General features: G+C 64.3%; 19 protein-coding genes, 1 tRNA gene, 1 pseudogene and 2 riboswitches. Of the genes and pseudogenes, 10 read left to right on the forward strand and 11 right to left on the reverse strand.

The window, feature by feature from the left end; genetic code table 11:
* The first annotated feature begins 45 nt into the window (after positions 1-45).
* The gene (locus LPA37_RS18995; protein WP_407672569.1) at positions 46-1,152 is read left to right on the forward strand and encodes an IS5 family transposase; all 1,107 of its coding nucleotides are present in this window, start codon (positions 46-48) and stop codon (positions 1,150-1,152) included.
* Between the two features lie 426 nt (positions 1,153-1,578).
* Positions 1,579-2,547: pseudogene (locus LPA37_RS19000) on the forward strand (tyrosine-type recombinase/integrase); the annotation flags it as partial.
* 66 nt (positions 2,548-2,613) lie between these two features.
* Here LPA37_RS19000 and LPA37_RS19005 read toward each other — a convergent pair.
* A tRNA-Arg gene (locus tag LPA37_RS19005) sits at positions 2,614-2,689 on the reverse strand.
* Positions 2,690-2,984: 295 nt separating this feature from the next.
* On the opposite strand from LPA37_RS19005, the gene LPA37_RS19010 reads away from it, so the two are divergent.
* The gene (locus LPA37_RS19010) at positions 2,985-3,890 is read left to right on the forward strand and encodes a c-type cytochrome (protein ID WP_228978564.1); all 906 of its coding nucleotides are present in this window, start codon (positions 2,985-2,987) and stop codon (positions 3,888-3,890) included.
* Positions 3,891-4,022: 132 nt separating this feature from the next.
* Here LPA37_RS19010 and LPA37_RS19015 read toward each other — a convergent pair whose 3' ends face one another.
* Entirely contained in the window at positions 4,023-6,107 is a 2,085-nt protein-coding gene (locus LPA37_RS19015) for a UvrD-helicase domain-containing protein (protein ID WP_229013349.1), read from the reverse strand.
* A 261-nt stretch (positions 6,108-6,368) separates the two neighbouring features.
* On the opposite strand from LPA37_RS19015, the gene LPA37_RS19020 reads away from it, so the two are divergent.
* The 7 genes from LPA37_RS19020 (at position 6,369) to LPA37_RS19050 (ending at position 17,065) form a co-directional block, all read left to right on the forward strand.
* Positions 6,369-7,430, forward strand: coding sequence for an oxidoreductase (locus tag LPA37_RS19020; RefSeq protein WP_228978568.1), 1,062 nt, complete (start codon positions 6,369-6,371; stop codon positions 7,428-7,430).
* A 162-nt stretch (positions 7,431-7,592) separates the two neighbouring features.
* Positions 7,593-7,693: riboswitch (glycine riboswitch) on the forward strand.
* 46 nt (positions 7,694-7,739) lie between these two features.
* A riboswitch (glycine riboswitch) is annotated at positions 7,740-7,887 on the forward strand.
* 79 nt (positions 7,888-7,966) lie between these two features.
* Positions 7,967-9,085 carry a glycine cleavage system aminomethyltransferase GcvT gene (gcvT, locus tag LPA37_RS19025; protein WP_229013350.1) on the forward strand — a complete coding sequence of 373 codons (1,119 nt, stop codon included), beginning with the start codon at positions 7,967-7,969 and terminating at the stop codon, positions 9,083-9,085.
* A gap of 63 nt (positions 9,086-9,148) precedes the next feature.
* Positions 9,149-9,529: a glycine cleavage system protein GcvH gene (gene gcvH / locus LPA37_RS19030; protein ID WP_228978570.1), complete on the forward strand. Its 381-nt coding sequence runs from the start codon at positions 9,149-9,151 to the stop codon at positions 9,527-9,529.
* Between the two features lie 67 nt (positions 9,530-9,596).
* On the forward strand, positions 9,597-12,527 hold the full coding sequence (gene gcvP / locus LPA37_RS19035) for an aminomethyl-transferring glycine dehydrogenase (RefSeq protein ID WP_229013351.1): 2,931 nt from the start codon (positions 9,597-9,599) through the stop codon (positions 12,525-12,527).
* A gap of 115 nt (positions 12,528-12,642) precedes the next feature.
* Complete coding sequence (locus tag LPA37_RS19040) at positions 12,643-13,785, forward strand: alginate lyase family protein (RefSeq protein ID WP_228978573.1); 1,143 nt, start codon at positions 12,643-12,645, stop codon at positions 13,783-13,785.
* Between the two features lie 27 nt (positions 13,786-13,812).
* Positions 13,813-15,201: an L-serine ammonia-lyase gene (locus tag LPA37_RS19045; RefSeq protein WP_228978574.1), complete on the forward strand. Its 1,389-nt coding sequence runs from the start codon at positions 13,813-13,815 to the stop codon at positions 15,199-15,201.
* 142 nt (positions 15,202-15,343) lie between these two features.
* The gene (locus LPA37_RS19050; RefSeq protein ID WP_228978577.1) at positions 15,344-17,065 is read left to right on the forward strand and encodes a thiamine pyrophosphate-binding protein; all 1,722 of its coding nucleotides are present in this window, start codon (positions 15,344-15,346) and stop codon (positions 17,063-17,065) included.
* 54 nt (positions 17,066-17,119) lie between these two features.
* Here LPA37_RS19050 and LPA37_RS19055 read toward each other — a convergent pair whose 3' ends face one another.
* The 9 genes from LPA37_RS19055 to LPA37_RS19095 all read right to left on the reverse strand — a co-directional run bounded on the left by LPA37_RS19055 (position 17,120) and on the right by LPA37_RS19095 (position 26,206).
* Entirely contained in the window at positions 17,120-17,500 is a 381-nt protein-coding gene (locus tag LPA37_RS19055; protein ID WP_228978579.1) for a phosphopantetheine adenylyltransferase, read from the reverse strand.
* An 82-nt stretch (positions 17,501-17,582) separates the two neighbouring features.
* On the reverse strand, positions 17,583-18,746 hold the full coding sequence (locus LPA37_RS19060) for an acyl-CoA dehydrogenase family protein (RefSeq protein WP_228978580.1): 1,164 nt from the start codon (positions 18,744-18,746) through the stop codon (positions 17,583-17,585).
* Positions 18,747-18,762: 16 nt separating this feature from the next.
* Positions 18,763-20,067 (reverse strand): NAD(P)/FAD-dependent oxidoreductase, encoded by a 1,305-nt coding sequence (locus LPA37_RS19065; RefSeq protein WP_229013352.1) that lies wholly within the window; start codon positions 20,065-20,067, stop codon positions 18,763-18,765.
* A gap of 32 nt (positions 20,068-20,099) precedes the next feature.
* Positions 20,100-21,137: a DUF2156 domain-containing protein gene (locus tag LPA37_RS19070; RefSeq protein ID WP_229013353.1), complete on the reverse strand. Its 1,038-nt coding sequence runs from the start codon at positions 21,135-21,137 to the stop codon at positions 20,100-20,102.
* Positions 21,127-21,603, reverse strand: coding sequence for a hypothetical protein (locus LPA37_RS19075; RefSeq protein ID WP_228978589.1), 477 nt, complete (start codon positions 21,601-21,603; stop codon positions 21,127-21,129). Before LPA37_RS19075 ends, LPA37_RS19070 begins: the two co-directional genes overlap by 11 nt.
* Before the next feature lie 11 nt (positions 21,604-21,614).
* Entirely contained in the window at positions 21,615-22,418 is an 804-nt protein-coding gene (locus LPA37_RS19080) for a glutathione S-transferase family protein (RefSeq protein WP_228978592.1), read from the reverse strand.
* Positions 22,419-22,439: 21 nt separating this feature from the next.
* Entirely contained in the window at positions 22,440-23,084 is a 645-nt protein-coding gene (locus tag LPA37_RS19085; RefSeq protein WP_229013354.1) for a methyltransferase family protein, read from the reverse strand.
* 13 nt (positions 23,085-23,097) lie between these two features.
* Positions 23,098-24,336, reverse strand: coding sequence for a cytochrome P450 (locus LPA37_RS19090; RefSeq protein ID WP_229013355.1), 1,239 nt, complete (start codon positions 24,334-24,336; stop codon positions 23,098-23,100).
* Between the two features lie 40 nt (positions 24,337-24,376).
* Complete coding sequence (locus LPA37_RS19095) at positions 24,377-26,206, reverse strand: fatty acyl-AMP ligase (RefSeq protein WP_228978598.1); 1,830 nt, start codon at positions 26,204-26,206, stop codon at positions 24,377-24,379.
* Positions 26,207-26,229 lie beyond the last annotated feature (23 nt).

Consider the following 26,229-nt stretch of genomic DNA (forward strand, 5'->3'; position numbering starts at 1 on the left):
CGAGCGTTATGGATATCGTGTTCATGATCTTTGGCAGCGGATACGATGCGCGGAATGGATGAGATGCAGGAACCCCTGTTCACGACAGTCAAGCTGGAGGACTTCGTTCCGGCGGATCACCCGTTGCGACCGATCCGGTTGCTGGTGAATGAGGCGTTGAAACGGCTCAACGGGCTGTTCAGCGTCATCTACGCGGACACCGGCCGTGCCTCGATTGCGCCCGAGAAGCTGATGCTGGCGCTGCTGTTGCAGGTGTTCTACTCGGTGCGCAGCGAGCGCATGCTGATGGAGCAGATGCGCTACAACCTGCTGTTCCGCTGGTTCGTCGGGCTGGCGATTGAGGACGCCGTGTGGGACCACTCGGTGTTCTCGAAGAACCGCGACCGCTTGCTGGAGCATGAAGTCGTGGAAGCGTTCTTCACCGAAGTCATGAGCCTGGCGGACAAACGGGGCTTGCTGTCGAGAGACCATTTTTCGGTGGATGGCACGCTGATCCAGGCGTGGGCCAGTCACAAGAGCTTCCGCCGCAAGGACGGCTCGGACGATGGTCCGCCAGCCGGCGCTGGCCGCAACGCCGACACTGACTGGAAAGGCGAGCGACGTAGCAATGCGACACACGAGTCGACGACTGATCCGGAGGCGCGATTGTTCAAGAAGAGCCACAAGAGCCCGGCCATCCTGTGCTACCACGGGCACATCCTGATGGAGAACCGCTCGGGGCTGGTGGTCGGCGCCGTGGTCAGTCAAGCGGATGGTTTCGCCGAGCGGGCCAGCGCGTTGCAATTGCTCGATTGCGTGCCAGGCGTTCATGCGAAGACAGTGGGTGCCGATAAGGCGTATGACACTCGCGACTTCGTGAACGATTGCCGCGCTCGCAACGTGACACCCCATGTCGCGCGCAACGATGAGCGTTGGGGCGGCAGCGCAATCGACGGTCGCACTTCGCGGCATGCGGGCTACCGGATCAGCCAGATCATCCGCAAACGAATCGAAGAGCATTTCGGCTGGGGTAAAACGGTCGGTCGGATCCGGCAGACGGTCTATCGTGGCATCCGGCGCGTCGACCAGCACTTCAAGCTGACGATGGTTGCGAGCAATCTGACCCGCATGGCGCGAATGCCAGGGGTGGTGCCGCAAGGAGCAAGGCGATGAGCCGCCACGGCGCGAAGACTGCGCGCCACAAGGGCTGCATGCGTGCGCATGCCCCGCGCAGATTGCGCGGCGAACCGGTAATTCAGCGGGAAATTGCACGCGCAAGCCTCCTGAACATAGCTTCGCTCCTCATGACGGGGCGCTTTTCAACAGCCTGCTAGGGAACATGTCAGTCAGCGCATCGTGTAATGAATGCACACAAGCGCGATGCGAAGCTACAACGATCGTAGCGACCGACCAATGTGATTTACACGCGACGTGCAAAGTGCGCCACTGCACGTTGCACGCCTGATTGACTTCAGGCAGGTCAGGCCATTGCGGCAGCGTTGGAGAACTCTTCAGGACTGGCCGGGCGCTGCTCTGGCTCTGCTTATGCGGTAGAAGTCTGAATCTGCTGGTCATGTCGTTTCTGTCAGCTACCCGCATCGCGATTTCCATGACCGGCTGAAAGCCGATTTATGGGATCAGGCGAAACTCGGCCACAAGCCGCGGTACACCTGGAACGATGCGATGGTCCGTTACATCGGCGATCGCGAGGGCATCGCCAGCCTCGAAACCAGCAAGACGCATTTGCGCTGGCTCGACCAGCATCTGTCCGGTGTACTACTGGCTGACATCGATCGCAGCAGGATCGACGCGATTGCACACGCCAAGCGGATGGAACCGCGCATCGTGCAGACTCGCCAAGGGCCGAAGATGCTTGGGCGCAACGTCAGTGCGGGAACGGTGAATCGCGTCGTGGGAGTCCTTAAGGCGGTCCTTAACGCGGCGGTCCAATGGGAGTGGCTTGATCGCGCGCCGGTGACAAGGCGCTCGAAGGTCGCCACAAAGAGGATTCGCTGGCTGACGCAGACGGAAGCCGCCAGGTTGCTGGCCGAGCTGCCGACGCATCTGGCCGATATGGCGCAGTTTAGTCTTGAGACAGGCTTACGCCGTGCCAACGTGACAGGTCTGCAATGGTCGCAAGTTGATCTGGTGCGTCGTGTTGCATGGATCCACCCGGACCAGGCGAAAGCTCGGAAGGCGATCACGGTGCCACTGTCGGATGCGGCCGTAGCGGTGCTGCGGCGGCAGATCACGAAGAAGCGAAAGCCCGAGCATGTCGAAAGCGTGTTCGTATATCGCGGCAGCCCTGTCTTCCAGACAGTCACCGCAGCCTGGAAAAAGGCGCTGAAGCGAGCCGGTATCCGTGACTGCCGCTGGCATGATCTGCGCCACACTTGGGCAAGCTGGCATGTGCAACGCGGCACGCCCATCAAGGTCCTGAAGGAACTGGGGGGATGGGAAACGATGGAAATGGTGCAGCGGTACGCGCACCTGTCGGCCGACCATCTGTCGCAGTGGGTGCAACCGATGACCGAAGCGCCGGCAAAGCTACATCTGGCCGCGCGTTAGGTGCAATTCAGGTGTAATTCGGGGGAATTGATGAAGCAGAGAAACCGCTGAAAGCCTTACGGCTATTGGTGCGCCCGGCTGGGATCGAACCAGCAACCCCTGCCTTCGGAGGGCAGTACTCTATCCATTGAGCTACGGGCGCATTTCACGAAAAACGCCGCAAAATCAACGGAAGCGGCGCCAAAGCGAGACCGAGAGCATACCGGGTTTCGGGTGACCCGTCCACCGCCCCGCCCGCTGAAGCCCGTCCGGCGGCCTTCGACATGTCACCGCGACATCCCGGCGCGATACGAAAGATTCGCGTAAACGCCTACTGAAGAGCGTCCTGCCGGCTCGCCGCCGTCGAAACGTTGCGTCTATAATCGTCCTCGTAATAAAAGAACAGGTCGTTGCCGTCACGCTGTACCGCTCACAATATCCCCGGAGACGAGACAAGCATGAGCGAAGCACCCCACGGAAATCCGATCAAGACACCCGCACAGCTACTCGCTGCGATCATCGCCGGATTTGCAATCCCAATCGTCATCATCGTTCTGCTGGCCTACTACGTCGATAACGGCACGCGCACCGGCGCCGGCACCGACGGGCTCACCGACGCCGCGGTCGACCAGCGGATCACCCCGCTAGCCCAGGTCGACATCCGCGACGCCAACGCGCCGCGCGTCTACAAAACCGGCGAGGAAGTCTACAAGGCCGTCTGCTTTGCCTGTCACGCCGCGGGCACCGCGGGCGCACCGAAATTCACCAATACCGCCGACTGGGCGCCGCGCATCGCGCAAGGCTTCGATACGTTGTGGCACACGGCGCTGACCGGCAAGGGCGCGATGCCCGCGCGCGGCGGCACGAGCCCGGACGACTACAGCGATTACGAAATCGGCCGCGCCGTCGCCTACATGGCGAACAACGCAGGCGCCAATTTCGCCGACCCACCCGTGCCGGCTGTCGGCGCTGCCGCAGGCGCATCGGGTGCTGCAGCCGCTTCGGGTGCAGCGACGACAGGTGCCTCAGATGCTGGCGCAGCGCAGGCCGCAGCAGCAATGGCTGCCATGGCGAACGTCCCGCAAGCAGCGCCCGCTTCTGGCGCGGCGCAGAGCGCGGACGCCTCGCAGGCCGGCAAAACGCTCTACACGCAGGTGTGTCAGGCCTGCCACGCGACTGGCGTGCTCAACGCGCCGAAGTACGGCGACAAGGAAGCGTGGGCGCCGCGTCTGAAGGATTCGATGGAGACGGTCTACAACTACGCGCTCCACGGCAAGGGCGCGATGCCGCCGAAGGGTGGCTCGAACGCGTCCGACGCCGACGTGAAAGCCGCCGTCGACTACATGGTCAGCGCGGCGAAGTAACGCGGGTTTCAGTCCGACCCGGCGGGCAAAACAAAAATCCCTGCGACCGCATCGCGCGTCGCAGGGATTTTTTTCGCCCGTTTCGTCCGTTTCGTCCGCTGCAAAAACCCTGAACCACACAAAAAACGAACCTCAGGGCTTCTGCAACAACGCCTTGAGACTGGCGAGCCGGTCTTTCGGCGACATCGGCGCTTCTTCGGGCGTGGGCGGCGGCCCTTCGTCGAGCGCCATCTCGGGGATGAATCGCGACGGCTCGCACACCACCGTTTCCCGCGCGCGCTTGCGCTTCTTGCACCAGTTCAGATGCAGGCTGCGCTGTGCGCGCGTGATCGCGACATACATCAGGCGGCGCTCTTCCTCGATACGGCCTTCGTCGACGGGACCGTCGTCGGAGCCGCCACGGTGCGGCATGATGCCCTCCTCGACGCCCACCAGAAACACGTGCGGATATTCGAGCCCTTTCGATGCATGTACCGTCGAGAGACGCACGGCGTCCGGGTCTTCTTCCTTGCCTTCGAGCATCGACATCAGCGCCACCGTCTGGATCAGGCCCAGCAGGTTCTTGCCGGTGTCGGCGAGGCCGTCGGCGTTATCGAAACCGGTCGCCTCGCTGCCCGCTTCAGGCTCGGGCTTCGTGCCCTTACGCTTCAACCACTCCAGAAACTCCAGCACGTTCTGCCATTTCGACTGCGCCTGGCGCTCGTCGAACGCGTCGTACAGATACGCTTCGTAATGTATCGCGTCCATCAGGTCGTCGAGGACGGTGGTCGCGGCGTCACTATCGGCGCGGTCCGTCAGACGCTGCATGAAATCGCAGAACGTCCGCAGCGGCTCGACCTGACGCGCGGACAGACGCGCCTCGATGCCGCCCATATACACGGCCTCGAACAGCGACACCTTCGCCTGTCCGGCGAACGAGCCGAGCGCCTCCAACGTCGTATTGCCGACGCCGCGCCGCGGCGTGGTGATCGCGCGGATGAACGCGGGATCGTCGTCGGCGTTGGCGATGAGGCGCAGATAGGCGCAGATGTCCTTGATCTCGGCCTTGTCGAAAAACGACTGGCCGCCCGACAGCACGTACGGAATCCGCTCGCGCCGTAGCACCTGCTCGAAGATGCGCGCCTGGAAGTTGCCGCGATACAGGATCGCGTAGTCGCGAAACTGCGTGCGCCGCTCGAACTTGTGCGCGGACAGCCGGAACACGACCGACTCGGCCTCGTGCTCTTCGTCGTTGCACGGCGTGACACTGATCGTGTCGCCCATGCCGTGCTCGGACCACAGCTTCTTCTCGAAGAGCTTCGGATTGTTCGCGATCACGTTGTTCGCGGCGGTCAGGATGCGCACCGTCGACCGGTAATTCTGCTCGAGCTTGACTACATGCAGCTTCGGGAAATCCTTGCCGAGCTGCGCGAGATTCTCCAGCGTCGCGCCGCGCCAGCCGTAGATCGCCTGATCGTCGTCGCCCACCGCGGTGAACGCGGCGCGCGGGCCGGCCAGCTGCTTCAGCAGCTCGTACTGGCACGCGTTGGTGTCCTGATACTCGTCGATCAGCAGATAGCGCAGCTTGTTCTGCCAGCGGTCGCGCACCTGCTCGTTCCGCGCGAAGAGTTCGGCGGGCAAACGGATCAGGTCGTCGAAATCGACGGCCTGATACGCGTGCAGCGTCGCGACGTAATTGCGATAGACGATCGCGGCCTGATGTTCGTCTTCGTTCGAGGCGAGCGTCATCGCCTCTTCGGGCATGATCAGACCGTTTTTCCACAGCGAAATGATCGACTGGATCTTGCGGATCAAACCCTTGTCCGTCGAGCCGACCTGCTCCTGGACCATGCCGAAACAGTCGTCGGAATCCATGATCGAAAACTGCGGCTTCAGGCCGACGTGTTCGGCCTCCTGACGCAGAATCTGCACGCCGAGCGAGTGGAACGTACACACGGTCAGCTGGTTGACGGGCACCTTGCGGCCTTCCTTGCCGGGCGTGGTCAGCGTTTTGCCCTCGAGCAGCTTGCCGATGCGCTCGCGCATTTCCGCGGCGGCCTTGTTGGTGAACGTGAGGGCGGCGATATGGCGCGGCTCGAACCCCTTGGCCTCGATCAGGTGCGCGATTTTCTGGGTGATCACGCGCGTCTTGCCGCTGCCCGCGCCGGCGAGCACGAGACATGGACCATCGAGATAGCGCACCGCTTCGTTCTGGGCGGAGTTCAGGCCTGCGGACATCGTTGACTGGAAGGTAGTGCGGTTGAGAGCGAGTGGATGAAGACCCGCCCGGAGGCACGCGGCCTGGCGGAGTACCGGATGCGTGTGAGCGCTTGCCAGGCCACGCTTTCCCGGCTCGGGCCGCCAGCACGAGACCCGCGATGTTAACACGGATGAAAGCCCCGCTGACGCCATGCGGGAGAACGCTAACACCGGCCGCCGTGTCACAATTACAGCGTTGCGCGCCGCCCCCGCCGCGCGCCGCTCCTGCAGGAAATTCGCATGTCTTCGTCACTGAAAACAGGGTTGATGGGCTACGGTTTTGCCGGCGCCACGTTCCATGCGCCCGTGATCGACAACTGCGGCCGCGCAAGCGTCGCGGCGATCGCGACGAGCCAGCCCGCCAAAGCACTCGCCGACTATCCGGACGCGTCGGTCGTGCCGGACCTCGACGCGCTGCTCGCGCTCCCCGATATCGAGTGCGTCGTCATCGCGACGCCGAACGACACCCACTTCGATCTCGCGAAGCGCGTGCTCGAAGCAGGCAAACACGTGGTCGTCGACAAGCCGGTCACGCTCTCCGCCGCCGACGCCCGCACGCTCGCCGACCTCGCCCGCCAGAAGAAGCTCGTGTTCGCACCCTTTCACAACCGCCGCTGGGACGGCGATTTCTTGACGGTGCGCGATCTGGTCGCGAGCGGCGAGCTGGGCCGCATCACGCATTTCGAATCGCACTTCGACCGCTTCCGGCCGCTCGTCAAGCCACGCTGGCGTGAGGAAGCGGCGCGCGGCGGCGGCCTGCTGTTCGATCTCGGGCCGCATCTGATCGACCAGGCGCTGGTGCTGTTCGGCGTGCCGTCGACAATCATGGCCACGGTCGGCATTCATCGCGACGAAGGCACGGCGCCGGATTATGTCCACCTGCAATTCGGCTATCCGGACAAGGAAATCGTGCTGCACGCCACGGCGCTCGCGGCCATCGCGCCGCCGCGCTTCGCGATTCACGGCACGCGCGGCAGCTACGTGAAGTTCGGCCTCGATACGCAGGAAGACCAGCTGAAAGCCGGTCTGCATCCGGGCGACGTCGAATTCGGCGGCGGCAATGAACCTGGCGTTCTGCGCGAACTGGATGGCGAGCTTGAAGTAGAGCGCCCACTGCCGACACGCGACGGCGAATACGCGAACTTCTACCGGTCGCTTGCAGCCACGATCCACGACGGCCAGGCGTTCCCGATCTGTCCCGAAGAAGCGGTCGACGTCATGACCATCATCGAACTGGCGAACCAGAGCGCGCGCGAAGGCCGTCGCCTGCCGTTCCAGCGCATCGGCGCGCGCACCGCCTGACAGCGTCGAAAGAGAGCAAATCGCCAGAAACCAGCCGGCCGGCCTGTCATCGGGCGACGCCGGCCACAGCCAGGATTTCTGGTGCGCAAACCCGGCTCACGCAGCGTCGGCGCGGGCCGCGCCGTCTCAATTTGACAAGGTAGAGGGGCTCGCGTACATTCGCCGCACGCGTCGGGAGAGCGTGCTGGCCGCTGGACATCGCAGGCCGCGCCGCCGAAGGGGCACACCCGCAAACTCTCAGGCAAAAGGACCGACTGCGTCGAAGAACCCGTTTCGTCAGATCAATCTCTGATCGTCGCAAACGGACGTTTTTCGCACTCTGGAGAGCGGCAGTAGCCATCGTTGCGATTCCATCGCGCGACCGGCAGGCTGCCCACCGAAGGGGCGCGCGTTCACCGTGACAGATTCACTGATCCGGTAGCGCAATCTCTCAGGTATCGAGGACAGAGGGGTCATGCATCCGGTCGATCGCAGGCACACGGCCGCGAGCGACCGGATGCATGGCCTTTCCTGATTCGCGAGACGCCCGAGGCCCCATGACCGAACTCAAACACACCCCGCTCCACGCGACGCATCGCGCGCTCAACGCCCGCATGGTCGACTTTGGCGGCTGGGACATGCCCGTCAACTACGGCTCGCAGATTGACGAACACCACGCCGTGCGCACCGATGCCGGCATGTTCGACGTCTCGCACATGTGCGTCGTCGATTTCACTGGCGACAAGGTTCGCCCCTTCTTCGAATTCGCACTGGCGAACAACGTCGCCAAACTGCAAACGCCCGGTCGCGCGCTTTACTCGTGCCTGCTGAATCCCGAAGGCGGCGTGATCGACGACCTGATCGTGTACTACTTCAGCGAAGATCATTTCCGCGTCGTCGTGAACGCCGGCACCGCCGACAAGGACATCGCCTGGTTCAACCGGCTGAACGCGGAACGCGGCGCCGGCCTGAAAATCGCGCCGCGCCGCGACTACGCGATCGTCGCCGTTCAGGGTCCGAACGCGCGCGAAAAGGTCTGGCAAACCGTGCCAGCCGCCCGCGCCGCCACTGAAGCGCTGAAACCGTTCAACGCCGCGCGCGTCGCGGATACGCCGTTTGGCGAACTGACCGTCGCGCGCACCGGCTATACGGGCGAAGACGGCTTCGAAATCATCGTCCCGGCCACGCACGTCGACGCGCTGTGGAAAGCGTTGCAGGCACAGGGCGTGCGCCCCTGCGGTCTGGGCGCGCGCGACACGCTGCGCCTCGAGGCGGGCATGAACCTGTACGGCCAGGATATGGACGACGGCGTCTCGCCGCTCGACGCCGGCCTCGCATGGACGGTCGATCTCGTGAATGCGCGCGACTTTGTCGGGCGCGCGAAACTGGAGGCGCACGGCTCGCGCTCGGCGTTCGTCGGCCTGATCCTGCAGAAGGAAAACGGCAAGGCGGGCGGCGTGCTGCGCGCGCACCAGACGGTGGTCACGCCCCACGGCGACGGCGAAATCACAAGCGGCACGTTTTCGCCGACGATGCAGGAATCGATCGCCTTTGCGCGCGTGCCGAAGGGCGTGCAGCCGGGCGACGTCGTCCATGTGCGGATTCGCGACAAAGCCCTGCCCGCAAGCGTGGTAAAACTGCCGTTCGTGCGCAATGGCAAGGTGCTCGCCGCCTGAGCCACGCGCGCGTCCATTCTTCAAGCCCAATCCAGCCAGCAAATAACGCAACAGGAGCATCCGATGAGCATCCCGGCCGATCTGAAATACACCGAATCGCACGAATGGGTCCGCACCGAAGCCGACGGCACGCTGACGGTCGGCATCACCGATCACGCGCAGGAAGCGCTCGGCGATATCGTTTTTCTCGAACTGCCGGAAGCCGGCCGCACGGTGACGGCCGGCGACGCCGTCGCGGTGATCGAATCCGTGAAGGCGGCTTCGGACATCTACGCGCCGGTTTCGGGCGAGATCGTCGAATCGAACACGGCGCTCGCCGACACGCCGGATTCCGTCAACAGCGCGCCGTATGACAGCTGGCTCTTCAAGGTCAAACCCGCCGCCGGCGCCGCGACCGACCGTCTGATCGACGCCGACGCGTATTCGAAGTCCATCGGCGAGTAATTTTTCAACACGTCAGGTGCGGCGCCTGGCACATCAAGCCGGCGCGCCGCACTGCCAGGAACACCTCATGAAGCTCGAACACCCGGATCGTCTGATGAACCGCACCCCTCTCTCGCTCGCCGCGCTCGAAGTGCATGACGCCTTCGCCGAACGGCACATCGGCCCGGATTCCGCCGATCAGCAGGCGATGCTCGAAGCCCTCGGCTTCGCGTCGCGCGCCGCGCTGATGGACGCCGTGATTCCGAAGACGATCCGCCGCGGCGAAACGCTGCCGCTCGGCCCCTTCGCCCAGCCGAAGAGCGAAGCCGAAGCGCTCGCCGCGCTGCGCGAACTCGCGGACAAGAACCAGGTGTTCCGCTCCTACATCGGTCAGGGCTACTACAACGCCCATACGCCGGCGGTCATCCTGCGTAACGTGCTGGAAAATCCGGCGTGGTACACGGCGTACACGCCGTATCAGCCGGAGATTTCGCAGGGGCGTCTCGAAGCCCTACTGAACTTCCAGCAGATGGTGATCGACCTGACCGGCCTGTCGATCTCCAACGCATCGCTGCTCGACGAAGCCACCGCCGCCGCCGAAGCGATGACGCTGCTGCAACGCGTCGGCAAGCCGAAGTCGAACGTGTTCTACATCGCCGACGACGTCCTGCCGCAAACCATCGAAGTCGTGCAGACCCGCGCGAAGCCGGTCGGCATCGAAGTGAAGGTGGGCCCGGCGGCCGATGCCGCCGGCGCCAACGCGTTCGGCGTGCTGCTGCAATACCCGGGCGTGAACGGCGACGTGCGCGATTACCGCGCGCTGGCCGACGCCATCCACGCGGCGGGCGGCCATGTGGTGGTCGCCGCCGACCTGCTCGCGCTGACCGTCCTGACGCCGCCGGGCGAATGGGGCGCGGACGTGGCCGTCGGCAACACGCAGCGCTTTGGCGTGCCGGTCGGCTTCGGCGGCCCGCACGCGGCGTATCTCGCCGTGCGCGACGAGTTCAAGCGCCAGATGCCGGGGCGCCTCGTCGGCGTGACCGTCGATGCGCAGGGCAATCCGGCGCTGCGTCTCGCGCTGCAAACCCGCGAGCAGCATATCCGCCGTGAGAAAGCCACGTCGAACGTGTGTACCGCGCAGGCCCTGCTCGCGATCATGGCGAGCATGTACGCGGTCTATCACGGCCCGCAGGGTCTGAAGACGATCGCGCTGCGCGTGAACCGCATCGCCGCGCTGCTCGCCGAAGGCGCGAAGCAGCTCGGCTACACGCCCGTCAACGATACGTTCTTCGATACGCTCACGTTCGAAACCGGCGCGCGCACGCAGGCGCTGCACGACGCAGCGACGGCGAAGGGCATCAACCTGCGCCGCGTGAGCGAAACACGCGTCGGCGTTTCGGTCGACGAAACCACGAAACGCGGCGATCTCGTCGATCTGCTGGCAGCGTTCGCGCAGGCGGCGTTCGTGAACGACGCGCCGCAGGTCGACGCGCTGGACGCGGCACTGGGTGCGGCGGATTCGTTCCCGGCATCGCTGGAACGCACGAGCGCATACCTCACGCATCACGTGTTCAACCGTCACCATTCGGAGACGGAAATGCTGCGCTATCTGCGCAGCCTGTCGGACAAGGACCTCGCGCTCGACCGCTCGATGATCCCGCTCGGCTCGTGCACGATGAAGCTGAACGCGACGTCGGAAATGCTGCCGGTCACGTGGCCGGAATTCGGCCAGATCCATCCGTTCGCGCCGGCTGAGCAAACCGTCGGCTACCGCGAAATGATCGATCAGCTCGAACAGATGCTGGTCGCGGCGACCGGCTACGCGGCCGTTTCGCTGCAACCGAACGCAGGCTCGCAGGGCGAATATGCGGGCTTGCTGATCATCCACGCGTACCACGCGTCGCGCGGCGAAGGCCATCGCAACGTCTGTCTGATTCCGGCTTCGGCGCACGGCACGAACCCGGCCTCGGCGCAGATGGCCGGCATGCAGGTCGTCGTCGTCGCGTGCGATGCGCAGGGCAACGTCGATATCGAAGACCTGAAGAAAAAAGCCGCGCAGCACGCCGACAAGCTCGCCGCGATCATGATCACGTATCCGTCGACGCACGGCGTGTTCGAAGCCAATGTGCGCGAAATCTGCGAGATCGTGCACGCGCACGGCGGCCAGGTGTATGTGGACGGCGCGAACATGAACGCGATGGTCGGTCTCACGGCGCCGGGCCAGTTCGGCGGCGACGTCTCGCACCTGAACCTGCACAAGACGTTCTGCATTCCGCACGGCGGCGGCGGACCGGGCGTCGGCCCGGTCGCGGTCGGCGCGCATCTGGCGAAATTCCTGCCGAACCAGACGTCGTCGGGCTATGAGCGCGACGCGAGCGGTATCGGCGCTGTGTCGGCCGCACCGTATGGCTCCGCTTCGATCCTGCCGATCTCGTGGATGTACATCGCGATGATGGGCGCGAAGAACCTCACCGCCGCCAGCGAAGTCGCGATCCTCAACGCGAACTACGTCGCGAACCGGCTCGCGCCGCACTACCCGGTGCTGTATTCGGGCCCGGGCGGACTCGTCGCGCATGAATGCATTCTGGATTTGCGACCGATCAAGGATTCGAGCGGCATCAGCGTCGACGACGTCGCCAAGCGTCTGATGGACTACGGTTTCCACGCGCCGACAATGAGTTTCCCGGTCCCGGGCACGCTGATGGTCGAGCCGACGGAATCGGAGTCGAAGGAAGAACTCGATCGCTTCATCGAAGCGATGATCGCGATCCGCGACGAAATCCGCGCCGTCGAGGAAGGCCGCGCCGATCGCGAGGACAATCCGTTGAAGCACGCGCCGCATACCGCGCAGATCGTCGTCGCCGACGACTGGAAGCATGCGTATGCACGTGAGACAGCCGCGTATCCGCTCAAGTCGCTGATCGCGCAGAAGTACTGGCCGCCGGTTGGCCGCGCGGACAACGTCTATGGCGACCGCAACCTGTTCTGCTCGTGCGTGCCGGTGGCGGACTACGAGTAATACCTGCCGCGTCATGGGAAACCGCGCGTCGCCGTTTCACGGCGCGCGGTTCTGTTGTTCGGGACCGGGAACGGCTAACATCACACACCGAATCAGCCTGACCAGGGAGTTTCGCATGGCGCGAAAGGTGCGATTGATGCAGGGCCGGATAAAAGCAACGCAAGCACGTTCATGGCAGTCCGCCGGCACATCGCTGGCGACGCTGCTTCTCACCTGCGGCGCACTCATGCTGAGCGAGCGGCAAGCTCATGCGGCGATGAATTTCTGCGCCGCACCCGCGCTGCAAACCAGCGAGCGCACCAACGCCGATCCTGGTGTGAAGGCGCTGGTCGGCAACGTGCTGCTACATCTGAACGACCCGCCCCACGCGCTCGCGAAACTGCATACCGAAGGCACGTTGCCGCACCAGGGCATCTACGACCAGAGCGTGGAAGCCGAAAAGGATCTCGACCTGCTGCGCGACGCCGCGCTCGCCTGGCGTGCCACCAGCGACGAACGGTATCTGAAGCTCGTCGACCGTCTGCTGTACGCGTGGGTGACAACCTACCAGCCAACTTTCAATCCGGTCGACGAAACACACTTCGACGGCCTGATCCTCGCGTACGACATGACCGCCAGCGCGCTGCCCGTGAAGACGCGCAACGCCGCGATGGCGTTCCTCACGAAGCTCGCGAACGGCTACATCGGACAGATCGACGCGCAGCCGCGTCCGCTCAAGGGTTCGTTCCGGAACAACTGGCAAAGCCACCGGGTCAAATTGATAGCGATGGCGGCGTTCACGCTCGACAATCGCAAGATGATCAACGCGGCGCAGCGTCTGTATATCGAGCACATCGGCGACAACATCGCGCCCGACGGTTCGACCGTCGATTTCGCCGAACGCGATGCACTGCATTACGTCACGTACGATCTGCAACCGCTCGTCACCGCCGCGCTTGCCGCGCGCCGCCACAACCGCAACTGGCTGCCGGAGAAAGCAGCGAACGGCGCGTCGCTCAATGCCGCGCTCGACTGGCTGAAGCCCTACGCGACCGGTGCGAAAACGCACGAAGAATTCGTGCATACGGACGTGCCGTTCGACGTGAAACGTCGTGAGGCCGGCCTGCCCGGCTACTCGGGCCAATGGGACCCGAAGAACGCAACCGAACTGTTTCACCTCGCCGCGCGACTCGATGGCCGGTTCACGCCGGTCGCGCTGCAACTGGCACCGACGCCGCCCGCGTGGCTCGCCGTGTGCCTGCCGCTCGCGGCACGCTAACACGATCTTTATTTGCAGGGAGCAGTAATGGCAGTCAGTGTGTTCGACCTCTTCAAGATTGGCATCGGTCCTTCCAGTTCGCATACGGTCGGTCCGATGCGCGCGGCGTTGATGTTCGCCCAGGGTCTTGACCGCGACGGGCTGCTGGAGGCCACGGCATCCGTGAAGGTCGATCTGTACGGCTCGCTCGGCGCGACGGGCAAAGGCCACGGTACGGATCGCGGCGTGATGCTCGGCCTCCTCGGCGATGCACCCGACACGGTCAATCCGGACACCATCGCTGAACGTCTCGAAGCGGTGCGCGAGCAGCGCACGCTATCGCTGCTCGGCAAGCACGCAATTCCGTTCGTTCTGAAAGACCACATCTCGTTCTACCGTCAGGCGCTCTCCGAACATCCGAACGGCATGAAATTCCACGCGTTCGATGCACAAGGCGCGACGCTGCGCGAATCGACGTATCTGTCGGTGGGCGGCGGTTTCGTCGTGACGGCCGGCGCGCCGAATACGAAAGTGCTGAGCGCGGTCGAGCAACTGCCGCATCCGTTTCGCTCCGGCGACGAGTTGCTTGCGATGTGCGCCTCGACGGGCAAGTCGATCGCGCAACTGATGTGGGAAAACGAACGCGTGTGGCATACCGAAGCGGAAACGCGCGACGGTCTGCTGAAGATCTGGGCGGTGATGCAATCGTCCGTCGCGCGCGGCTGCGGCATTGGCAATCCCGACGCGGACGGCACGTTGCCTGGTCCGTTCCATGTGAAGCGACGCGCGCCGCAGCTGTATCGCACGCTGTCGGGCAATCCGGAACTGGCGCTGCGCGATCCGTTGTCGATGGTCGACTGGATCAATCTGTACGCGATCGCCGTGAACGAGGAAAACGCCGCGGGCGGGCGCGTCGTCACGGCGCCGACCAACGGCGCGGCGGGCATCATTCCGGCTGTGCTGCATTACTACACGCGCTTCATGCCCGGCTCGAACGAACAGGGTGTGGTCGATTTCCTGATGACGGCTGCCGCGATCGGCATCCTGTACAAACTGAACGCGTCGATTTCGGGCGCGGAAGTGGGCTGCCAGGGCGAAGTGGGCGTCGCATGCTCGATGGCGGCCGGCGCGCTCGCGGCCGTGATGGGCGGCACACCGCTTCAGGTCGAAAATGCCGCCGAAATCGGCATGGAACACAATCTCGGCCTCACGTGCGATCCGGTCGGCGGCATGGTGCAGATTCCGTGCATCGAACGCAATGCGATGGCTTCGGTGAAAGCGGTCAACGCCGCGCGCATGGCGCTGCGCGGCGACGGCAGCCACTACGTGTCGCTCGATTCCGTCATCAAGACGATGCGCGAAACCGGCGCCGATATGAAAACCAAATATAAGGAAACGTCGCGTGGCGGTCTCGCGGTGAATATCGTCGAGTGCTGAGGCGAGTCGTTTTAATAAAAAGGCCGCGCGCGCATCGTGTTGATGCAGCGCGCAGCCGCCAACCGTGACACCGGCCAGCGCCGCGCGCCTGAACAGCCCGGCGGTTTCTGGCCCGAATGAACTGACTGGAGGGTTTCTCGCAATGTCGTTGCCGAACGTTTCTGCTGCTACTGATTCCGCGGGCTCCGCCACCACCGGTGCGCGTCTTGTTGTCGATGCGTTGCTGACGCACGGCGTCGAACGCGTGTTCTGCGTGCCGGGCGAAAGCTTTCTTGCGATCCTCGATTCGTTGCACGACGAGACCCGCAGTATCCAGACGATCGTCTGCCGCCACGAGGCAGCGGCCGCCAACATGGCTGAAGCCGTCGGCAAGCTGACCGGACGGCCGGGTGTCGCGCTCGTCACGCGCGGCCCGGGCGCGACGCACGCGTCGATCGGCGTGCACACCGCGTTCCAGGACTCGACGCCGATGATCCTGCTGATCGGCCAGTGCGCGCGCGAGCATCTCGACCGTGAGGCTTTCCAGGAGATCGACTACCGTCGCATGTTCGGCCAGATGGCCAAATGGGTCGCGCAGATCGACGACGCCCGCCGCATTCCCGAATACCTGAGCCACGCGTTTCATATCGCGACGTCCGGCCGTCCGGGGCCCGTCGTGCTGTCGCTGCCTGAAGACGTGCTGAGCGACGCGTGCCCGGTCGTGCCGGGCGCGCCGAAATATCAGCGCGTGGCGGCATCGCCGTCGAACGCGCAGATCGATCAGCTGCGCGCGCTGCTTGAACGCGCGGAGCGGCCGATGGTGATCGCGGGCGGCAGCGGCTGGACACCGCAGGCGTGCGCGGACTTCCGCCGCTTCGTCGAAACCTGGCAGTTGCCGGTCGGCCTCGCGTTCCGCTATCAGGACACGCTCGACAACGAGCATCCGAACTACGCGGGCGACGTCGGTCTCGGCGTCAATCCGGCGCTGGCCGCGCGCATTCGCGACGCCGACCTGCTGCTCGCGATCGGCCCGCGCCTCGGCGAAGCGACGACGAACGGCTACACGCTGCTCGACATCCCGAAGACAAAGCAGACGCTCGTCCACGTTCATCAAGGCGCCGAGGAACTCGGGCGGGTCTATGCGGCCGATCTGCCGATCGTCTCGGGCATGCCGGAACTCGTCGCGCTGCTCGCGGAACTGACGCCGTCATCCACGCCCCGCTGGGCCGGATCGGCGCAAGCCGCGCATGCGGCGTATCTCGACTGGCGCAAGCCGCGCACGATTCCCGGCGACGTACAGATGGGCGAAATCATGCAGCAGCTGCGCGCCCATCTGCCCGACGACGCGATTCTCACGAACGGGGCCGGCAACTATGCGACGTGGCTGCACCGGCATTTCCCGTACCGTCATTTCCGCTCGCAGCTCGCGCCGACCAGCGGCGCGATGGGCTACGGCGTGCCGGCGGCGATTGCAGCGAAATCGATGTATCGGGATCGCGCGGTCGTCGCGCTCGCGGGCGACGGCTGCTTCATGATGGCCGCGTCGGAACTCGCGACGGCGATGCAGTACGACCTGCACGTGATTTTCATCGTCGTGAACAACAGCCACTTCGGCACGATCCGGATGCACCAGGAAAAGAACTATCCGAACCGCGTGCACGGCACCGGCCTGACGAATCCGGATTTCGTCGCGTTCGCCCGTTCGTTCGGTGCGCACGGTGAACTCGTCGAGCGGACGGAAGATTTTCTGCCGGCGCTTGAACGTGCGCAGGCGGCGAAGCGCCCCGCGCTCATCGAAATCCGCATGCCGCAGGAAGCGAGCACGCCCGGCGCGACGCTGGAGCAGATTCGCGAGCAGGGACGGAAACTGCGCGGCGAGGTGTAGCAGGCGCCGGATGCCACGAGATCCGCGACCGCAAGACGACAGGCGGTCGGAAAATCAGGCGGCGTGCGCCTGCCAGCACCGCGCGCCCGCGCCGATCACCAGCGCAACTGTCGCAAGCACGTCGATCAGCACGACGCGCCACAGTTGCGCGGTGAGATGTCCGGTCGAGCACGCCAGATACAGAAAGGCGCCGACGCTGACGAGGCCCGCGATATAACCCAGCGGCTGCAATCGGGCGTCGAACGCGGCATAGATCAGGAACGCGCCGAGCAATCCAAACAGCACCGCGCGGTGACGCATCAGGACCGTGAGACTGGGTTCATCGAGTGCGATGCCATAAAGACTGGCAAGGCTACGAACACCCGACACGCCCGAGACCGGCAACAGATGAATGATGCCGACGATGATCAGCGGCGCGGCGATCAGATATTTCATGTTTTTCCCGCTTTCCCTGGTTATGTTATGAGACGGCTGCGGGGCCACTGGCCTGCGCCGCGCCCCCGCATATGGCATGTCGCTAGTCCCGTGAACCAGACGCTCCAGACAAAGCGTCGACCTCGGCGGCCGAATCCAGCCACGCGGCGATCATCGGCTGCGCCGCCTTGCGACCGACCGGATGGAACGCAAGGCATCGGCTTGCGGCAAGCAATGTCATGATTTCGCCGTCGCGGATGTAGGCAAGACCGCCTGCCAGCTCCGCCGCGTGCATCGCACATCGCTCGAGGGCTCGCTGAACACCGAAGCGGATCATCAGCACACGGGCAAGCAATGCCTCGTCGGGCGGGCAGGTCTGCATCAGGTGAATGGCACCATCCAGCGCCGCCTGGGCGCATTCCAGTTCACCGGCAAGCAGCACCCGCTCCGACTCCTCGACACGACGATCCGTCACCACCCGGGCGGCCATTGCGCTTACTACGCCCAGGTAACTCGCCGACGCGACGATCTCGAACCAGCACAGCCCCATCGCTTCCGCGACCGCGACGATCCCGGCGGTTTCCGTGTCGCCTTCAGATGCGAGCAGCACCTGTTCGGCCGGAACCCTGACGTTGTCGAAACGCAGTTCCTCGTTATCCGCGGCGGCGAGCAGCGGGACATTCCAGAATTTGTGCCGCGTGACGCCCGGCGCGCTCGACGGCAGAATCGCCATCCCGGTGCGCTTGCTGCCGTCGGCCCCCTGCACCGCGACGCCGACCGTGATGATGTCCATGCTGTTCGCCATCGTGCAGGGCTTCTTGCTGCCGGTGATCCGGAAACCGTCGCCGTCCGGCACCATGAAGACGGTCGAATCCAGAATACCCGCGCCACGCCGCCCTTCGGCGAACGCGGACGCAACCAGCAGATTGTCGTGTGCGACATCGTGCAGCATCCGCGCGCATGACGGCACGTGGTCGGCCAGCGCACCGCACACGCTGACCGTGAAGTTATGCATCGTCAGCATGAGGGCCATCGATGGCGCAAGGGCGCCGATCGCCCGCTGCATGCGAATGCCGTCGTACGGCGAAATCGCCGCGCCGCCCAGCGATGCCGATACCCACAGTCGCGGCAGGCGGTACTGGCGGATCAATGCCTTGATCTCCCGCGGGTCCTTCGATTCCATCGCGAGCAGACCGTGCCCGGTGAGTTCGGCTTCAAGACCCGGTGCGTATTGCTCCAGGATGACACGTGAATCCTGCAAGAACATGAGTGGTTACCTCTTTTCAGATAGTGATTTGGCTCGAATGACGAAGCCATCCGAGATACAGCGGAAGAACCGTGCGAACGACCGCACGCGGCAGGCCGGTGGCGCGCGGGCACGCCCAGGGAACGGACGGGATAGCGGTGTGGCCCGCCATTGCATGTGCGAGATCGCGGCCGGCCGCGACGGCGAGCGCAACGCCGTGTCCGTTCCACGCGCCGACATGCCAGAACCGGCGCCCGGCATCGAGCGCTTTAACGATGGGCCACTCATTCAGCGTGCAACCGAGCAGACCGTGCCAGACGGCATCGGCCGTAATCGGACGCAGCGACGGAAAGAAAAGCGGCAACTGCCCAGGAAGGTCCGGCGCGCTCCGCGCGTGCAGGTCGAGATCGACCTTTTCGTCGCGCGCGTAGCGATAACCGCCACCGATCAGCAAGCGGCCATCAGCGAGAGGTCGCAGAAAGTTGAACATCGGACGCGCGTCGTACAGACCCTGCCCCTGACGCCAGCCGATGACATCGCGCTCGGCTGCACTGAGTGGACGCGTCACCGCGGCGAACGCCGCGACGGGTAGAACGGCCCGTCGAAACCCGCCCAGACCACCGATACCGCCGATGCCTCCATCGACAGCGAACACGACCCGTGAAGCGTTGATCGAGCCGGCGCGAACATGCAGCGTGCCGGTGTCACGCGCAAAACGCGAAACCCGTGTGTTCTCAAAAATACGTACGCCCCGTTCAAGCGCAGCGCGCTTCAGGCCGATGCACAGCCGGCCGGGATTCAGCAACCGGGCCGGAAATGCGATCGCGTTGCATATCCGTCGCGAATCCGGCAGCGACGCGCGGATCGCATCCGCGCCGAGCAACGGCACGTCGAAGCCGAGCGCGCGATAAATTGCGGCGCGTCTTTCAAGTACGACAGCATCGACGTCACGGAGGGCCACCTGCCACTGGCCGGCCGCGTGCATATCGCAGTCGATGGCGCAGGTGTTCACCAGACTGGCCGTCAACTCCACGGCGTCGAGCGAATACGCGTAGGCCGCGTGCGCGAAATCAGGCCCGAGCGATCGCACCTGACGCTCGATCGCCGGACCGATCCGCGGCGCGCATTGGCCGGAGTTCAGCCCGCTCGCGCCGTACCCGATACGGCCGGCCTCGAGCAGCACGACGTCGAGCCTCGGCTCGACCATCTTGAGATGGAGCGCAGTCGAAAGCCCGGTCAGGCCACCGCCCACGATGACGACTTCGCAGGTTATGTCGCCGGCTGGCGCGGGCGCGGCTTCGTCAAGTGGAAAGGGAAGCCACACAGTGGAGGGTGCGTCCACCCGACGCTCATGAAACGGCGCGACGGAAGCCACTAGATCGCCCTCGTCAAGCGCAGGAATTGCCACAATCCGCTGGCGGTCGCGCCGTTCTGAAACGCGATGTACTCGGGCTGGATGAGATCCGGGGCCCATTTGAGCTTGTATTGCAGCTGCGCTTCAGCGGGATAGATGAAACTGCCGTGCCGCGCCAGCTTCCGGAACGTCCACGCCGTCGCGCGACTGTGCGCGCCCGCGATTTCGTGTTCGTCGGCAAGCGACGTGAGCGGCGTAAAGCCAAAATTGAGCATCCCCGCGCCTTCCGCCTTAAAGCGCTCGATTGCCGTGATGTTGATCAGCTCCATCACGCCCGTCGTCGCATCGGGTTTTCGGCGCGTGAGGTCGTGCATCCAGCCCGTATGCCGGCCGAAGCTCGCCGTGTAGAGCACGTATGCCACCGTCTCATCGTTCTGCATCGCCACGAACAGACGCCTGACCGAGCGGTCGAGGCGGTCGAGCGCACCCACTTCGCCGATGAGAAAGGCCAGCTCCTTCGCGCCCTTGTCCTTGATCCATTCGCGGTCGATCGCGGCGATCGCCTCCTTGATGTGCGGAGTCACCGGCACATCGGCGCCGAGTTCGAGCACGCTGACGTGACTGCGGCGCGCCCGCGATATCTTGTTGCGCAGCTTGATGAACGGCGTGCCTGAAATCCTGAAGCGATCAAGACTCACGCTGTACGACGCGCCGATCTGGTTGACCCGAAAGCCGCGACTCGCGAACAGGACCGCGTCGTCGCGGAACATCTGGACTGCGACAACCTTGCGCCGCTCGCGGCGCGCCCAGTCGAGAAACCGGTCGAGCAACGCGGCGCGCTGCCCGGGCGCAGCCGTGATGCCGGCTACCATCACCAGATGATGGCGGCCCGCCGGCCGGTACGCGATCAGCCCGTCGATATCGGACGCACGAAACCGCAACGTCTCCTGATTGACCGCCAGCAACGCCGACGGGTGGTCCGCATGACGTCGCAGCACATCGACTGGATCGTTCGATGGAGGGGCGTCAAGCACTTCAGCGGGTGCGTCATGCTGCATCCGGACCTCCTCGCCTCGTCGCGGATGCATTGACGTAGCTCGTCCTGAAATGCGCGAACGCGGGATGAACGGCCGGCTCGAAGCTCACGCCGAAGGGCTTCAGGAAATTGCCGAACAGCGCGCGGTCGCCGCACAGGTGGACCGGTATGGCGAGCAGCGCCCATTCGGGCTGGACCAGCCATGCCCACAGCACCGCTACCAGCAGTCCCGAGACCGCGCAGTGCGTGCTGTTGTACAGCACATAGAACATGCGGCGAATACGTCTGCCATGCGCGTGCCGGTGCGCGAACGCGCCAGGCAGGTAGCCGATGACATCGATATAAGCGAACAGAAGCACGAATGCCCACCAGCGGATCTGCGTCAGATGAGCGACAAGCAGCCCGACACAGATCGCAAGCGCCACCAGGTTCTCCAGCCGCAGCAGCCGGTATGTCACGGGCGTTTCAAAGAGGTTCTGCTGGTCCATGGCATCCCCCTTCAGCCGGCCTGCCGCATGAGCTGTTCGAGCTTCGGGTGCGCCGCCACCACAAGCTTCGTCATGAGCGCTTGCAGTTCAGGATCGAGATATCGTACAAACGACGGCTGCATGGACGGTCTTGTCAGCATTCGCATGTACCAGGAACGCAGATTCGGATGCGCCTCGAAGGTCATCAGACCGCCGAGGCCCACGTGCTCCGCGCGCATCACATAGGGCAATGCGGCGAGATCGGCAAGACTGCAGGCCGGGCCGGCGAGCCACGCATGGGTGTCCGCGAGTTGCGCTTCCATACGCATGAAGAATGCGCGATGCCGTTCGATGCAGTCCTTCAGTTCCGGCGCATCGAGACCGTGCTCGAGCACGCTACGGCGCCACGCGCGCACCGATTCGTCAGGGATCGCCTGAAGCAATGCGCTGACAGCCTCGGGATGCTGCTGCAACAACAGCGGACGCGCCAGCACGGCCCACGTCACGATGCCCGACGCGTGGTGCAGTTCACGGTCGATCCAGTGGTTCCATTGCCGCGCCGCATAACGATGCGCTGGCGCGACTGGCATCAGCGGGTATTGCGGGAACGCTTCGTCGAGGTACTCGCAGATGAACCACGATTCGGTCAACGCAAGCCCGTTGTGTTCGAGCACCGGCACTTCCGCCCGCCCGTTCAGACGACGGAAGGCTTCGCTGCAATGCTCACCGGCAAGGAGATCCACGATGCGGTCGCTCCATTCGAGCTGCTTCTCGGCGAGTGCGAGCCGGACCTTCTGCGATGCAACGGAAAACGGTGAATGATGAAGAGTGAACATAGAGGTCGTTTATTCCCAGAGTTACCAGACGAGCGGAACCAGTCGCTTCACGCGACTGCAATAGGTGATGTACTGCGCGCCAAACGTCTGCAGCATCAAACCTTCTTCATAGCGGATGCGTCGCACGAAAGCGGCCAGTAGCAGCACACCGGCCAGCGCGGCGGCGACCGGCGCATGCATGGCGAGCAGCATGCCGGTGTAGAGGAACCAGGCACCCGTGTAGCTCGGGTGACGCATCAGGCGATACGGACCGCTCGAAATCACCTGCTGGCCTGACTGCACGCGCACGTGCCAGGTAAAGAAGCGCCCGAGCTCCGCGACAGCCCATGCGCGCAGTAGCGCGCCGGCGATGGCAGCCGCGAACGCGACGACGGCAAGCGTGTCCCAGGCCATGCTTCCCGGGTAGCGCCACACGAGACATTCGACCACGCCGCCCAGCACCACCAGATACACCGTCCATACGAGCTGCCTTGCCGTACCTCGATCTTCGGGCGGTGCGTCGCGATCGAGCGGGCTGTAGGCAGGCTGCGTCAGTGAGGCGAGCAACCCCGCCCCCACCATCGCCCAAAGCTTCGACGAAGCGAGCGCGGCGGGCTGAAGAACCGCGGCAGGCACGAGAAAAACAAGCGTCACCGCGACGAGTCCAGTCATGAATTTGCGAATCATGTGAGGCCCCTCGTCATGCGGTAGCAGGCAGTGACTGCAACCCGCGAAACACCACGGTGCCAGGCAACCAGCGCGGATTGTCGATCTCCGGTTTGAGATCCGGCAGGCGCTCGAAAATCGTTTGCAGCGCGACTTCGGTTTCGACCTGGCCGAGTTGCGCGCCGAGGCAGTAGTGCGGGCCGCCGCCGAACGAAAGCGGGTAGCTGCTTCTGCGCGAGATGTCGAAACGGTCGGCGTCCGCCCAGGCCGCCGAATCGCGGTTCGCCGACGCCAGGATGCAGAGGATCGTTTCGCCAGCCTTGATCGGGGCACCCGCGACCTCGATGTCTTCGCGTGCCTGGCGCGGCGTCATCTGCACGGCCGAGTCGTAGCGGACCATCTCGGTGACCGCGTCGGGCAGCAGCGTCATGTCGCTTTTCAGCGCGTGTAGCTGATCGGGGTGCCGGTACAGTGCAAGTAGTCCGTTGCCGATCGTGTTCACCGTCGTCTCCTGGCCACCGACGAAGATCATCTGCAGGTTGTCGATCGTCTCGGCGCGCGTTATCCGGCCGTCCGCCTCGGCCGCAATGAGCTGCGACGTCAGATCGTCACCAGGCTCGCGCCGGCGCAATTCGACCAGCCATTGAAAATACTCGTGAGCTTCGTTGACAGCCTTGTTCTGTTCGAACAGTTCCAGGGGACTCAACGGTGCGGGTTCGAGCGCGCGCGAACCGTTGGCACTGCGCTGGCTGAACTTCGGCCAGTCCTGTTCCGGGATACCGATCAGGTGGCAGATCACCGCGCTCGGCAAGGGAAAAGCAAGATCCAGCATGACGTCGAACGCGGTCTTTTTGAGTGCCGCGTCGACCAGACCGTTCATCACTGACCGCATGAACGGACGCATCGCCTCGATCCGCTTGTGGGAGAAACTACGTGCGACCGCGTTGCGCACGCGCAGGTGATCGTCGCCGTCTTTCATCACCATCATGTTGCGGGCCGATGCGTACACCGGCTGCTCGACGATGCCTGGACCGAGCCGCTTCGACATGTTCTCGAAGTAGAAGTACCCGCGTCCGAAATGCGCATCCTTCAGCATGAACGAGACTTCGCTGTGCCGGCTGGCAACCCATACGCCATGGGGCGAGCGATACATCGGCGCATGCTCGCGCAGCTGCGCATAGACGTGATAGGGATCCCGCACGTGCAGGGGATGAGGAATGAGCGGATCGAACGCGGGGACAAAAGCGGCCGTGTCCGGTGAAAGCGCTGACATGAAATTCTCCTGAGAAAGAGGCGAATGGGGACGAACGGGTTCAGACGGGAAGCGGCGTTTCATGGCGTGCGTCGCGGGCAGTGCCCGTATCCACGAAACGCGGGTTCGTCCATTGCGCGACGACCTGAAGACGATCTTCGAGGAACTGCTCGCGGCAGGGACGGCGCGACAGCTTGCCGCTCGTTGTCTTGGGAATGCTGCCGTTGGCGATCAGAACGATCGCGTAGGGCTGGATGCCGTGATGCCGGTAGATGGCGTCTCGCATGCAGGCGGCGATCTCGTCGACGCGAAGCTCGTCGCGCCGGTTGATTTCCTGCGCGAACACAAGATGATCCTCATTGCCGACGGCGATGCAAAACGCGATGCCGCACCCCGGACGCATCGCCTCGTGGCACTGGTCGACGGTACGTTCGATGTCGTGCGGATAGTGATTGACGCCACGAATGATGATCAGGTCCTTGAGACGGCCACTGACATACAGTTCGCCATCACGCATGAAGCCGAGGTCGCCCGTCTTCAGATAGGCGCCCGCGCGGTTGTGCAGAGGAGCATCGAATACCGCGGCAGTCGCGGACGGGCGCTCCCAATACCCCGCTGTCACTGACGGCCCCGCGACCCAGATTTCGCCGACGCATCCGTCGGCACGCTCGAGTGCCGTGTCCGGATCGACGATGCGCACGTCGAGACCGGTTGCCGGCCTGCCGCAGCTGACCAGTTCGCGCACCAACGTGTTGAGCGAGGTGCTCTCCTGCGCGATGGCCCGCGCCTCGTTCGCATAGGCCATGCTGTCGATCGACAGCGTACGGGGCGGTTCGTCGCGCCGCTTGCCGGTCACGAAGAGCGTGGTCTCCGCCATGCCATAACAGGGATAGAAGGCACCGCGCCGGAATCCGCGCGGCCCGAAGCGTTCGGCGAAACGGTTCAACGTGTCGGCCCGCACCGGCTCCGCACCGGAATACGCCAGCTCCCAGCTCGACAGGTCCAGCATCCCGAGCGCTTCGTCGGTGACCTTGTCGACACACAGCTCGTAAGCAAAATTGGGCGCGCCGCTGATGGTGCAACGTCGCTTCGACAGTTCGCTGAGCCATCGCTCAGGGCGGCGCAGAAAAGCGGCCGGCGCCATGAAGCTGACCGGCACGCCCGCGCAGAATGTCGCGAGCATCGAACCGATCAGTCCCATGTCGTGATACGGCGGCAGCCACGTCAGAACGCGATCGTCGGGCCTGAACTGCATATGCAGCGCGATCAGGTAGACGTTGTGCAGCAGATTGCCGTGCGTGACCTTGACGCCTTTCGGCGTGCCTGTCGAACCCGACGTGTATTGCAGAATCGCGATCTGTTCGCGGCCTGCATGCGGATCGCGCCATGCGTCTTCGAGAGATCCGATCGCGAGATCGGTATCGGTCGCGAACCAGCGCAGCCGGGCGAGCGGTCCGGCCCCATCGTCCAGCTGGGTGAGCGTTGCGGCAGTCGTCAGTGCGGCGCTCGCGCCGCAATCGCGTGCGACGGCGGCAAGCCGGTCGCGCAGACGCGGGTTCAGCGGCGGGTACGCGGGCACACCGATCATGCCGGCATACAGGCAGCCGAACAGCGCGCACAGGTAGTCGAGCCCCGCCGGGTAAAGCAGCAGTACGCGGTCACCCGGTTTGCCCGAGGTTTGCAGTAGCGCGGCAATCTGCCTCGCTCGCTGATCGAAGCGCAAACAGGTGATCGACTGATCCTCAGGCTGCGAGCCCGAATAGTCGATGTAGGTAAACGGCTGCCCAGCCGGATTGGCATGCGCGTGGCCGCGCGCGACTTCGACGAGGCTCGAACTGCCGTACGGCGCGGCCGGAACCAGAAGCTGAAGCGGTTGGTTCGATGCGGTCATGGGGATCTCCTTGAAACGGATAT

This window comes from Paraburkholderia gardini, assembly GCF_907164545.1.
Lineage (GTDB): Bacteria > Pseudomonadota > Gammaproteobacteria > Burkholderiales > Burkholderiaceae > Paraburkholderia > Paraburkholderia gardini.